9 protein-coding genes and 3 pseudogenes are annotated in these 13,192 nt (G+C 42.4%); 1 reads left to right on the forward strand and 11 read right to left on the reverse strand.

Annotated elements, in window-relative coordinates:
- Nucleotides 1-123 precede the first annotated feature (123 nt).
- Nucleotides 124-309, forward strand: a pseudogene (locus HT709_RS01455) (helix-turn-helix domain-containing protein); the annotation flags it as partial.
- Between the two features lie 141 nt (nt 310-450).
- Here the strand turns inward: HT709_RS01455 and HT709_RS01460 are convergent.
- The 11 genes and pseudogenes from HT709_RS01460 to HT709_RS01510 form a co-directional block, all read right to left on the reverse strand.
- Nucleotides 451-1,335, reverse strand: a complete 885-nt coding sequence (locus HT709_RS01460; RefSeq protein ID WP_000988345.1) for a PucR family transcriptional regulator — start codon at nt 1,333-1,335, stop codon at nt 451-453.
- A gap of 3 nt (nt 1,336-1,338) precedes the next feature.
- Nucleotides 1,339-1,725, reverse strand: a complete 387-nt coding sequence (locus HT709_RS01465) for a Mini-ribonuclease 3 (protein ID WP_000567930.1) — start codon at nt 1,723-1,725, stop codon at nt 1,339-1,341.
- Entirely contained in the window at nt 1,718-3,061 is a 1,344-nt protein-coding gene (gene cysS, locus HT709_RS01470) for a cysteine--tRNA ligase (RefSeq protein WP_138699637.1), read from the reverse strand. Before cysS ends, HT709_RS01465 begins: the two co-directional genes overlap by 8 nt.
- Before the next feature lie 82 nt (nt 3,062-3,143).
- Entirely contained in the window at nt 3,144-4,037 is an 894-nt protein-coding gene (locus HT709_RS01475) for a GNAT family N-acetyltransferase (protein ID WP_138699636.1), read from the reverse strand.
- Nucleotides 4,038-4,048: 11 nt separating this feature from the next.
- Nucleotides 4,049-4,666 (reverse strand): serine O-acetyltransferase, encoded by a 618-nt coding sequence (cysE, locus tag HT709_RS01480; protein ID WP_023933244.1) that lies wholly within the window; start codon nt 4,664-4,666, stop codon nt 4,049-4,051.
- Between the two features lie 15 nt (nt 4,667-4,681).
- Nucleotides 4,682-6,895 (reverse strand): polyribonucleotide nucleotidyltransferase, encoded by a 2,214-nt coding sequence (gene pnp / locus HT709_RS01485; protein WP_138699635.1) that lies wholly within the window; start codon nt 6,893-6,895, stop codon nt 4,682-4,684.
- Nucleotides 6,896-7,373: 478 nt separating this feature from the next.
- Nucleotides 7,374-8,240, reverse strand: a complete 867-nt coding sequence (gene metF / locus HT709_RS01490) for a methylenetetrahydrofolate reductase [NAD(P)H] (protein WP_138700519.1) — start codon at nt 8,238-8,240, stop codon at nt 7,374-7,376.
- Between the two features lie 102 nt (nt 8,241-8,342).
- The gene (gene metE / locus HT709_RS01495) at nt 8,343-10,592 is read right to left on the reverse strand and encodes a 5-methyltetrahydropteroyltriglutamate--homocysteine S-methyltransferase (protein ID WP_023941135.1); all 2,250 of its coding nucleotides are present in this window, start codon (nt 10,590-10,592) and stop codon (nt 8,343-8,345) included.
- 366 nt (nt 10,593-10,958) lie between these two features.
- Nucleotides 10,959-11,225, reverse strand: coding sequence for a helix-turn-helix transcriptional regulator (locus HT709_RS01500; protein ID WP_138700517.1), 267 nt, complete (start codon nt 11,223-11,225; stop codon nt 10,959-10,961).
- Nucleotides 11,226-11,308: 83 nt separating this feature from the next.
- A pseudogene (locus HT709_RS01505) lies at nt 11,309-11,734 on the reverse strand (helix-turn-helix domain-containing protein); the annotation flags it as partial.
- Between the two features lie 252 nt (nt 11,735-11,986).
- A pseudogene (locus tag HT709_RS01510) lies at nt 11,987-13,063 on the reverse strand (IS30 family transposase).
- Nucleotides 13,064-13,192 lie beyond the last annotated feature (129 nt).

Genomic DNA, 13,192 nt, shown 5'->3' on the forward strand with positions numbered 1-13,192 from the left:
TTTGCAAGGAAAAACATTTTATTTTTTCTGTTTTGTAATTCGAATGTGATAATGTCTTTAGTAAATCGAACGTGAAAATGTCCCATTTGATAAAATAGTCGTATGAAAAGTATCCAACTGAATATGAATGAAACGAAAAAATATCTTGTGATAAAAGCTATAGACCAAGGAAAGAAAACAAAGAATCGAGCCTGTGTCGAACTGAATCTTTCTGAAAGACAAATCAATCGTCTGCTACTAGCCTATCAACAGAAAGGAAAAGAAGCCTTCAGACACGGAAACAGAAATCGAAAACCAAAACATGCAATCCCTGATGAAATCAAAATAATTGCCCTCAATCTCACCATTTTTTTGGGACATCATCACTTTCGATTGACAGCCTCAATCCACTATAACTCTGCACATAAAAATGGAGAAGATGGCAATCCTCTTCTCCAAATATTAACTTCTTTACAAACCAACTATAGTTGACAAAGAACCTAAAATCAATTGATAACACAAGGTCAAGTCGGTCAACTCTTTCAACTGAAGCCCTGTCAATTCTTCCCATTTATCAATTTTGTATTGGAGAGAATTGCGGTGCAGATAGAGTTGCTGGGCTGTTTTTGTTAGGACAGCACTATTTTCCCAAAGGGAGAGAATGATTTCCTGAATCTGATCCTGGTCCAAAATCATCTGGTGTAGACATTCCTTGATTGGCTTCAAGTCCACGAGCCTTTCTCCCATACTCCAAAGATAGAGCTGTGAAAAAGTATGAACACCTTGGTGACCCTGACGCCACCAAGTCTTAAACAAATCTCTCTCTGCTTTAATCAAGTCTGATAGGGCTTGATGTCTTGCCTGAGACCAAACCTGGCCTAACATGATAGAGAGACGAAGTCCAAAGTCATACTCAACCGCTTCAATCGTATCAGATAAGATTGAACGTACAGAGGTGTACTTATCTTGTTGCAGCACGAAAACATAATCCTGAGCTCCGACCTGAAGCACCGTCTGACAATTCGGAAAAAGAGTCCGCATCATATCTAGCCAAGAAGCCAGATTTTCCTGCTGAAAATAGGAAAGATGGCAATACACCAACTGAATCTTTTTAAAAGTTTGCGGTGCCTGACCCTTCCCCTCAATCAGATAGGAATACCAAGGATTGAGCGAACGAGCCTGCTCCTGCTGGGTCAAAAGGGAAATCAACTGCTTTTCACGCTCACTGAGCCCAGCTTTCTCCAGCAAAATCCACTGCTGAGAAGCTAAAGGGAGAGTGAGATAGCCCTCTTTCTCTACTGGTTGGTCTGAAATCTGAGCCTCAGGAAACCAGTCTTGTAGTTCTTTTGTCATCATGTCCTAGCCCTCCACTTTTTGGATGCACCACCAAATCAAGCTCTCAAGACGTTCCAGATTTTCAGTCATATGGAGATAGCCCATCACAGCTTCAAAACCTGTGGACATGCGGTAAGTCACCACATCGGCATTTTTAGCCTTTGTGTGGCTATTGGTATTGCGGCCACGTTTGTAGATTTCTTTTTCTCTTTCCGTTAGGACTTGCTCCTCTAACATGAGGGAAATCAGGCGAGCCTGAGCTTTGGCCGACACATACTTGGTCGCTTCTTGATGGAGTTTATTGGGTTTGGTCATGCCTTTGAGGATGAGGTGACGACGAATATACATGGAATAAACCGCATCTCCTTCAAAGGCTAGCGCAATCCCATTAATGAGATTGACATCAATCACGTGTCCACCTCACTCCATCCTTGGTGTCAAGGAGCTTAATTCCCTGAGCAGCCAATTGATCACGGATTTGGTCTGCTGTCGCAAAGTCACGATTGGCACGCGCCTCTTGGCGTTTTTGAATCAAGTCTTCAATCTCTGCATCCAAAGCTTCCTCAACAAAGACAATTCCAAAAATTTCTAACATATCTGCAAGAGCTTGCTTGACAGCTGCATCATAATTACCTGAGTTAATCCATTTGGCCATTTCAAAAACAACTGTGATACCGTTGGCAGAGTTGAAATCCTCATCCATAGCTGCTACAAACTTATCTTTAAAAGCTTGCAACTCTTGAGCATCTACAATTCCAGTAAATGGTTGTTCGTAAGTATTCTTCAGATACTTGAGATTAGTCTCTGCATCACACACTGCTTTTTCTGTGAAGTTGATTGGCTTACGGTAGTGTTGAGTCGCAAAGAAGAAACGAAGCACTTGGCCATCAATGGTTTTAAGAGCATCATGCACGGTGATAAAGTTACCCAAGGACTTAGACATCTTGACATTATCGATGTTGACAAAGCCATTATGCATCCAGTAGTTGGCAAAGGTCTTGCCTGTTTTGGCTTCAGACTGGGCAATTTCATTAGTATGGTGTGGAAACTCGAGATCGGCTCCGCCACCGTGGATATCAATAGTATCACCTAAAATCTCTGTTGACATGACCGAACACTCAATATGCCAGCCCGGACGACCAGGACCCCAAGGACTATCCCAAGAAATCTCGCCTGGCTTGGCAGATTTCCATAGGGCAAAATCTACAGGATTTTCCTTACGAGCCGTTTCTTCATCGGTACGACCTGAAGCACCTAGCTCCAAATCTTCCAAGGTTTTATTAGCCAATTTGGCGTAATTGTGAGATTTTTCTACACGGAAATAGACATCCCCTTGACTCTCATAGGCAAAGCCTTTCTCAATCAAGTCTTCCACAAAACGGATGATGTCTGCCATAAACTCCACTACACGCGGATGGCGAGTCGCAGGTTTCACGCCCAAGGCCGTCACATCCTCACGAAAGGCAGCGATGTACTTGTCCGCAACCTCCTGAGACGTGATGCCTTCTTCCTTGGCACGGTTGATTATCTTATCATCCACATCTGTAAAATTGGAAATATAGGCAACCTTATACCCACGGTACTCAAAATAGCGACGAATGGTATCAAAAGTCACCGTTGAACGGGCATTCCCCACGTGGATATAGTTGTAGACGGTTGGTCCACAAACATACATCTTGACTTTGCCGTCCTCGATTGGGACAAATTCTCGCAAATCACGAGACATGGTGTCGTAGATTTTAATCATAAAATAATAGTCAGGAAAACCAAAATCAAAGAACACTTAGTTTCATCACTAAGAGTTCAATTGAATTTCAGTCCGAATATCTCTACACTTCGGAATCCCTTGCTCCTTTCTCATTCAGATAAACCACCTGAGTCTGTTTGACAAAGCCAATTTTTTCATACAAACGTTTGGCACCTACATTGCTATCTTCCACTGCAATCTGAAATTCCTTGTCATTTTGCTCAATTAGTTGGTTGACGAGGGATTTTGCTAAGTAGCTTCCATAGCCTTTCCCACGTTCAGGTTCCAATATTGCTAAACCGTAGAAGTAATTCGTATCGCTCGATAAATCAACCGTGCAAGTCCCAATGACCTCACCGTCTTTTAACAAAATATATAAGCGACTTTCTGGATCCTTCAGAGCTTCAGCGACATATCTATCCACAACTTCTCTAGATTCATGTTCCTCTGAAAATGCCTGAAATTTTAACTGACTAATTTGATCCTGATACGAACTATCTGCTAACAAAACTTCAAGATTGGAAAGATTGGAAACATTTCCTAACGGATAAGGTTTTCTATCCTTACCTAACCAAGTTTCTGTCTCTTCATCCTCGACCAATCCCCAGTTGCTGACAAAATCAGGATAACGGTCTAGAAAAACACGCTCTGTCTGAAAAGTAACTGAACGAATAGGGAAAGAAGCCGTTTCTTTCTCAAAACTCGTAAACAAAGCACGCGCAATTCCCTGACGGCGATGATCTGGATGAACCAGTATCGTCACTTCCACATCTTGATCATCTGCATAAACAGTTAATAAACCAACAAGTTCGCCTTTTTCATAATAAAGGAAAAAGGCGGGCATGTTTAGGTCAAAATTAAGCATGTTAGAGAGATAGGGATCGCGATAGGTACCGTCATAGTTTTGGCAACAGTTAATTACTTTTTTCGCCTCAGATAGCTCCTCTTGGCTTAACTTGTTTCTTGCTTGAATCATATAGGTATCCTCTACAAACCAGACGATCTATGACTGGCTTCTTTAGCCTGCTCGAGTTTATTAACATAATACTCTCGTTTTTCTTCGACTTCGTGAATGACAGGCTCATCCTTCTTACCATGAAGGCGGACAATCTTAGCCGGAATACCGACAACCGTCACATCACTAGGTACATCTGCCACGACAACTGCTGCTGCACCAACCTTGGCATTTTCACCGATTTCCACTGGTCCGATGACTTGGGCATGAGCCGATATGAGAGCTCCCTTTCGAACGGTCGGATGGCGTTTTCCAACATCCTTACCAGTTCCACCAAGAGTCACCCCGTGATAAAGAAGAACGCCTTTTTCAACGATCGCTGTTTCTCCAATCACCAAGCCTGAACCGTGGTCGATAAAGACACCTGAATCAATCTGGGCACCTGGATGAATCTCAATCTGAGTCCAAAAGCGCCAGAACTGACTGTGCATACGAGCCAGGAGTTTGAAGTCGTACTTCCAGAGAAAATGCGAGAGACGGTGGGCCGCCAAGGCCTTGACACCTGGATAAGTCAGCAAAACCTCCAAAGTGGTGCGGGCCGCTGGATCATTTTCTTTTACGATATCAATGGTTTCGCGCCACCACCCCATACATTTCTCCTTTTCTTACTCTGAATCTTTTGGTATTTCTGTAAATTCTTTCTTAGGTTTGTGATCCTTGTGATGACGTGGGCGGTGAGGGCGCTCAGACTTTTCACCTTTTTCATCATGCTCAGGTTTTGGCGGACGAGGTAGAAGAGCCTTCATAGAGGCATCGATACGGCCTTTTTCATCAATCTTGATAACCTTAACATCAACTTCATCCCCGATTTCTACCAAATCCTCTACACGATTGGTACGAGTCCAAGCCATCTCCGAGATATGAACAAGAGCATCTGTCTTATCAAAGAGGTTAACAAAGGCACCAAATTTCTCGATACGAACGACTTTAGCAAGGTAAACTTCGTCCACCTTAGCTTCACGAACCAAACCAGCAATAATTTCTTTAGCACGATTGATGGCATCTTGGTCGCTAGAGTAGATAGATACGTTACCTTCTTCGTCGATGTCAATCTTAACGCCTGTTTCAGCGATAATCTTGTCGATGGTTTCTCCACCCTTACCGATGACAATCTTAATCTTGTCCACATCAATCTTAATGGTATCAATTTTCGGAGCAGTTGGAGCCAATTCTGGACGAACTTCTGGAATGGTTGCTTCAATGACATCAAGGATTTCAAAACGCGCTTTCTTGGCTTGAGCAAGGGCCTCCGTCAAGATTTCTGCAGTAATCCCTTGAATCTTAATATCCATTTGAAGGGCTGTAATCCCGTCACGAGTTCCGGCAACCTTGAAGTCCATGTCTCCAAAGTGATCTTCCAAACCTTGGATATCTGTCAAGACTGTGTAGTTATTTCCATCTGAGATAAGTCCCATGGCAATCCCTGCTACTGGCGCCTTGATTGGCACACCACCAGCCATAAGGGCAAGAGTACCCGCACAGATAGAGGCTTGAGATGAAGAACCATTTGATTCCAAGACCTCAGCTACCAGACGGATAGCGTAGGGGAATTCTTCCAAACTTGGCAAGACTTGAGCAAGGGCACGTTCACCGAGAGCACCGTGACCGATTTCACGACGACCTGGCGCACCGTAACGACCAGTTTCCCCTACAGAGTATTGTGGAAAGTTATAGTGGTGCATAAAGCGTTTCTTGTACTCTGGATCCAAACCATCAATGATTTGAGTTTCTCCCATCGGAGCCAAGGTCAAGACTGAAAGAGCCTGAGTTTGTCCACGAGTGAAGAGACCGGAGCCGTGCACACGAGGAAGGAAGTCAACAACCGCATCCAAAGGACGGATTTCATCGACCTTACGACCATCAGGACGCACCTTGTCTTCTGTAATTAAACGTCGCACTTCTGCGTGTTCCATTTGTTCCAAGATTTCAGCCACATCACGCATGATACGGTCAAATTCTTCGTGGTCTGCATATTTTTCTTCATAAACAGCAGTCACTTGGTCTTTAACTGCTTGAGTAGCAGCTTCACGAGCCAATTTTTCTTCTACTTGAACCGCTTTTTGGAGGTCACTGTTGTAAGCTGAGATGATTTCTGCCTGCAATTCAGCAGCCACGTGAAGCAATTCCACTTCTGCTTTTTCTTTACCGACAGCAGCAACGATTTCTTCTTGGAAGGCAATCAATTCTTTGACAGCTTCGTGCCCTTTAAGAAGCGCTTCCAACATGATTTCTTCTGACAATTCTTTGGCACCAGACTCTACCATGTTGATAGCGTGCTTGGTTCCAGCTACTGTCAATTCAAGAAGAGATTGCTCTGCTTGTTCTTGACTTGGGTTGATAATGATTTGACCATCTACATAGCCCACTTGCACCCCAGCGATTGGGCCGTCAAATGGAATATCTGAAATAGACAGTGCCAAGGATGAACCAAACATAGCAGCCATTGGTGCAGATGCATTTTCATCATAAGAAAGCACGGTGTTAATCACTTGGACTTCATTACGGAAACCTTCCGCAAACATAGGACGAATCGGACGGTCAATCAAACGCGCTGTCAAGGTCGCATCCGTTGAAGGACGTCCTTCACGTTTCATAAAGCCACCAGGAAACTTCCCAGCTGCATACATTTTTTCTTCGTAGTTGACTTGAAGAGGGAAGAAATCCCCAGTTGCCATTTTCTTAGACATAACGGCAGCAGTCAAGACAGTTGACTCACCGTAACGCACGACAACTGCGCCATTTGCTTGCTTAGCAACCTGACCAGTCTCTACAATTAACTCACGACCCGCAAAAGTCGTTTGAAACACTTGTTTTGTCATTTTAATCCCCTTTGGATTGATGAAATTATACGCCTTGCCTACAAAGATCAAGATACTAAGGGCGTGAAGAATCCCGTATGAAAATAGGAGATTGACGCAGTGTGCGATGCGCACCAGGAAATCTATCTTTTTCACTAGGGATTTAGCCCGTGTGCAATTACTCAAGATACTAAGCCGTTAAGCAACTCAAAGGAAAATAGGAAATCGAACGACGGAGCGACCGCTCCTAGGCAGATTTATCTTTTTCCACAGAGTTGTAGGCAATTAAATGCTTTACTAACTCTCTCGTCAAATAATATCGATTTGACTCGCTCGTGTCGGTAAACCTTACAGTTAGAATGCATTCTATTATTTAACACCCTCATCTTTGTATCAAGTACGTACAGAGTCTATTTTATCATATTTTTCTTAAAAAGTGCGGCCTTTACCATTAAAAAGGAACCATTCCCCTCAACTGAGAAGAATGGTTTGCTTTTTATTATCCTAGAGACTGGTGATTAAACAAAGCATGTGTTGCTTGATGAATGTATTTTGCTGTTTCAGCATTGTTCATGGTGTAAAGATGCACACCAGCCACATCCTGAGTTACCAAGTCCACGATTTGGTCCACTGCATAGGCAAGTCCTGCTGCTCTGAGCGACTCAGGGTCATGCTCATACTTGTCTAAGATGGCTTTAAATTTGCGTGGAAGATGGATATTCTCACAAGTCTTCAAGAGGCGGAGAGCCTGATTTCGATTCAGAATTGGCATAATTCCTGCATGAATGGGAACATCAATCCCAGCCAAGATGCACTTGTCTTGAAAATCATAGAAACGCTCATTGTCAAAGAAAAGCTGAGTTACGAGGCTCGAACAACCTGCATCTACTTTCTTCTTAAGATTTTGAATATCTGAAATCTGATTTGGTGAATCTGGATGGCCTTCTGGATAGCAAGCGCCAACAATATCAAAGTGAGGGGCTTGTTCCTTGATGAACTCAATCAAGTCCGTTGCGTAGCGAAAATCCTTTTGTGGTTCCACATCTGGAATAATATCCCCACGAAGAGCCAAGATTTTCTGCACCCCAACCTTGTCCAAGTCTGCAATGGTTTCAGCAACCTTGTCCTTAGTCAAATAGATGGCTGGCAAGTGAGCAATGGTCGGAATCGCCAAGTCATTTTGGATAAAATCAGCCAAACGAACCGTCGTTTCCTTGATATTAAATTTATTATTGCTGGCAGTTACACTGATAAAATGGGGAGCCAACTCCTGCATATCCTGCAAGGCTGAAATAATGTTACCATTACCCACGGCTGGGTTGGGAGGGAACACTTCAAATGAGAGTGACGGTGTTTGGCGTGACATAGTCATTATCCTTTTCTAGTTAATTTTTTTCGTTAGCTGGATTCCTAGAATCCAAGTGAAACAGGCAGATTGACCAAACAGCGCTTCTTGAGAAATCTAATCTTACAATTTCTCACGCGCAGCTTTCGCTGCTTCAACAAGGCGGATCAAGCTTTCTTTTGTTTCTGGAATACCACGTGTTTTCAAACCACAGTCTGGGTTGATCCAAACTTTCTTGCTTGGCACTTTAGCAAGGATAGCTTCGATTGTATTGTCGATTTCGCCTTCATTTGGCACACGAGGTGAGTGGATATCGTAAACCCCAGGTCCCACTTCTGTTTGGAAGTTTTTCGCTTTGAGTTCGTCCAAGATTTCAAGGTTTGAACGGCTAGCTTCAAATGAGATAACGTCTGCATCCATGTTGTCGATAGCTGGGATGATATCTGTAAATTCTGAGTAACACATGTGAGTGTGGATTTGTGTATCTGACGCTACTGTTGAGTGTACCAAGCGGAAGGCAGGAATTGCCCAGTCAAGGTAGTCTTCGTACCAGTCGCTACGACGGAGTGGCAATTTCTCACGAAGAGCAGCCTCGTCGATTTGGATGATCTTCACGCCAGCAGCTTCAAGGTCAAGTACTTCATCCTTGATAGCAAGAGCGATTTGAAGAGTAGAATCCTTGATAGAGATGTCTTCACGTGGGAATGACCAGTTGAGGATGGTAACAGGTCCAGTCAACATACCTTTAACAGGTTTGTTTGTACGGCTTTGTGCATAGCTAGACCATTTAACAGTGATAGGGTTAAGACGAGTGACATCACCCCAGATGATTGGTGGTTTCACCCCACGCATACCGTATGATTGTACCCAACCATTTTTAGAGAAGAGGTAACCTGACAAGTTTTGACCGAAGTACTCAACCATGTCATTACGCTCAAATTCACCGTGAACAAGGACATCAAAGTCAATATCTTCTTGCCATTTGATCCATTCATCGATCGTTTCAGCAAGGAAAGCATCGTACTCTTCTTGAGACAATTCACCTTTACGGTAAGCCAAACGTTTAGCACGAACTTCTTTAGTTTGAGGGAATGAACCGATAGTTGTTGTTGGAAGAGCTGGAAGTTTGAAAGCTTCTTCTTGGATAGCTTCACGTTCTGCAAATGCTGGCAAACGAGTGTAGTCTGCGTCTGTCAAACCAGCGATGCGCGCACGGAGTTCAGCATTTTCACCCACACGTTCAGTCGCAAAGAGTTCTTTGTTAGCTGCAAGTGCTTCTTCACCTTGACCATTGCGGATAGCATCCAAATCACGGATCTCATCTAATTTTTCAACCGCAAAGGCAAAGTGGTTCAAGATTGCTGGTTCAAATTCTTCATTAGCAGTTGTAAATGGCACATGAAGAAGTGAGCATGAGCTTGTCAAGACAATGTTTTCAGCTGGGATTTGCTCAAGAACAGCCAAGCTCTTTTCGTAGTTGTTGCGCCAGATGTTTTTACCATTGACAATACCTGCATAAAGAGTCTTATCAGATGGGAAACCACCTTTAACCAATTCAAGAGTTTTCTTACCTTCAACGAAATCAAGACCGATAGCATCTACTGGCAAGTTTACAAGGTCAGCGTAGACGTCACGAACATCACCGAAGTAAGTTTGAAGCAAAACTTCAAGACCTTTTTTGTCAGCCAAGAGTTTGTTGTAGAGATTCAAGAAGAGAGCTTTTTCTTCAGCTGTCAAGTCTTTTACAAGAGCAGCTTCATCCAATTGGATGCGAGTTGCACCAAGTTCAGCCAATTTTGCAAAAACTTCTTGGTAAGCAGCAACTAAGCTGTCTACGAAGTCTTCTGCTTCCACACCTTCTTCAAAGTCTGACAATTGAAGGAAAGTGAATGGACCTACAAGGACAGGACGAGTGTTGAGACCAAGTTCTTTAGCTTCTTGGAACTCATCAAAGATTTTGTGACCAGCCAATTTTACTTGAGTGTCTTTTTCAAATTTAGGAACGATGTAGTGGTAGTTGGTGTTGAACCATTTCTTCATTGGAAGGGCGCGAACGTCCCCTTTTTCTCCTTGGTAACCACGACCCAAAGCGAAGTAGCGCTCAAGGTCAGACAAGTTCAAGTTTTGAACGGATGCAGGTACTACGTTGAAAAGGAAAGCTGCATCTAGGAAGTTGTCATAGTGAGAAAAGTCATTTGATGGGATTTCAGTGATGCCTTTTTCTTTGACAATGTTCCAGTGTTTAGCACGCAAGTCTTTTGCTGCTGCTAAAAGTTCTTCCTCTGAGATTTCTTTTCTAAAGTATTTTTCAGTTGTAAATTTTAATTCGCGGAATTCACCCAAACGAGGGAAACCGATGATTGTAGTTGACATGATGTGTCCTCCAAAATTTGTTGTTGAAACTATCTTAACAGAAAAGAAATCATCTGTATAATTGTAAAAAATTAGGCTTTGATATAGTTTGAAACTATATATCTGTTTTAAACAAAAGAAAAAGACCTGAGACAAATGCCTCAAATCCTTTGTATAGCGTGTTTTATAGCTTTATTTCAGTTATGCTCTTCAAACGCTTTATTAGTAATTCTTATAAGTGACTATGGCTTGTTATTAGAAAAGACTATAATACTCTTCGAAAATCTCTTCAAACCGCGTCAACGTCTCCTTGCCGTACTCAAGTACAGCCTACGGCTAGTTTCCTAGTTTGCTCTTTGATTTTCATTGAGTATGAGTCTACTCTAATCAACTCTTTTCCTGTTCGAGTGGGACGACTACTAGTGTCTTTCCTAAACTGGCTAGGACTTTTAAGACTGTGTCCAACTGAGGACTAGTCTTGCCTGTTTCCATCCTAGCTATGACAGGCTGGCTTACTCCACTAAGTTCTTCTAGCTTTTTCTGACTGATTCCTTGCTCATGCCTGGCTTCAATCAACTCACTCATGATAGCCACTCGCATATCACTTTCAAGGATTTCCTCCTTGCTAAAGAGCTCAGATGGACATCCTTCCAATTACTCCCAATAGCACTCTTCTTCATCACTTAACCCTCTTTCTTTTACGTCTATGTATTTTTAAAAAAATGAGCGAATTATGATTCGATAGATTGACCAGCATGTTTAAAGTTGGTGCTAGCCTGTTTCTTAAGAGCTTTTCCTTTTCTAGGGTAAAGCAGATCCTGCTTGCTTAACCCCAATTTTCCACGATGAATCCAATAGTAAATGGTTGAAATTCCCACGTTAACGCCCTTATCCTTGACCATCATGTCGGGAGAAAATTTTTGGTTATGATAGTGGAGAATCTTTTCCTTTAGTTCCTTAGTCAAGCTTGATTTCTTGACCGAGCGCTTGCGATTGTGTTCATAAGACTGTTGAGCATAGTCGCCAGAATAAACCTCTTTGAAGCACCCTTTTCCAAGACATTGTCGGACTGTCCCACGCTTGATTTCAGTATGGATAGTTTGAGGAGCTTTTCCAAGTAGAGAAGCAATTTCTCTATTTGATTTTCCTTCTTTTTTCCATCGGGTAAATTCCCAAACTAAGTTCCACTGCTAATCCAAGTGGAAGTTAGTCTGATAAAAATCCTAAAAACCAGTGGAAATCCGTGTCAGGGTAAGTTCCACTGGTTTTACTAATGCTTGATTTCATTGCTTTTATAGCTGAAAGAAATAGAAAAAAAGAGCGCACAAAATCCCCTCATCTGAAAGCGTTTCAGATTAAGTTCCACTATGGTGGAACTTAGTGTGAGACGTTTGAATGGGGTTGAAGATTAGTTTTTAGAACGTATGTTGGAGTAATTTAGAAGACTGACAGACGTCTTCTGCAGATATTTTAGAAATGCCTAGAAGCTTAGGAATCTCTTCTCCATAGGTAAATGCAAAGAGTTCATAGGCTGACTTTCCATTCAAAGCAGCGCGTTTGACACTGTTGACATGCGAACAAACGAGATTGATGTCCTCTTGAGTTAAATTGTCAAAAGAAGTTCCCTTAGGTAGAATGTCTCGAATCAGCGTGTGATTTTTCTCAATTCTCCCTTTCTGGTCAGAGCGATTAGGGTCACAAAAGAAGAGTTTACTCTCTCCTCGCACATCCATTTCGATGTCATCAACCCTTGCAAACTCTCCACCATTATCTGTCAGGATGACAGGAAAGAGTTGGAAGAAATCTTTGTCAGCTTGGTGAAGAGTGTTCTTGATGTCATAGAGGTGTTTGGTAACCTCAAGGGCAGTTTTATTATCCAGCAGTCTAGCGAAGATAAAGTTACAGAAAGACAAGTTGAAGGTGAGTAGGAGTTTACCTCCCATTCTGCCCATAACTGTATCCATTTCCAGCCAAGAGTCTAGTTGATTAAGGGCTAAATAGTTTTGGAAATCCTCATAGGAACGGCCTTTTTTAGCTTCTTTAGGGATGGAAGGTAGCTTACTTTTCCGTCTTTCTTTGAATTTAACGGCTCTGACTAGGTCAATAGGAGCGATAGATAGGTATCCTTTTCGGATGTGTCAATAGACGGTTGAGGAGCTGCCATCAAGGCTATGAGTTTTGAGAATATGATAGATGTGTTGTCCCTTTTTAACACCATCAGAAATGACTTTGTCCATGTCCCAGAAGGTCTTGGAATTGAGGGGAGTTCCTTCACGAGCTTCAACAAGAGTTTGTTCGTACTGTTTTTGAGCTTGCTTAGCGAGGTAGAAAATCTTCTTATAGCCACAGTTTTGTCTTCTTTTAGGGCAGCCGTTACAGACAAAGGGAGCTTTGTCGAGTAGAGGGCAAGGAAGGTTGTTAGAGGTAGAGTCTCTAATTTGTTTATTTCGTTTGACTTCTTTAGAAACAGTAGTCGGGTCTTTTAGAATAATACTGGACTAAAATCAAAAAACATCTTATAATAGTAGTTATGAAACTTACAAACGAAGAAACACAAAACATTGAAAAACTCCTAAGAGATTCATCGTATGCCAAATATCATAAACGTCTACAGATTATTT

It is taken from the genome of Streptococcus sp. 1343, from assembly GCF_013277355.1.
Taxonomy (GTDB): domain Bacteria; phylum Bacillota; class Bacilli; order Lactobacillales; family Streptococcaceae; genus Streptococcus; species Streptococcus pseudopneumoniae.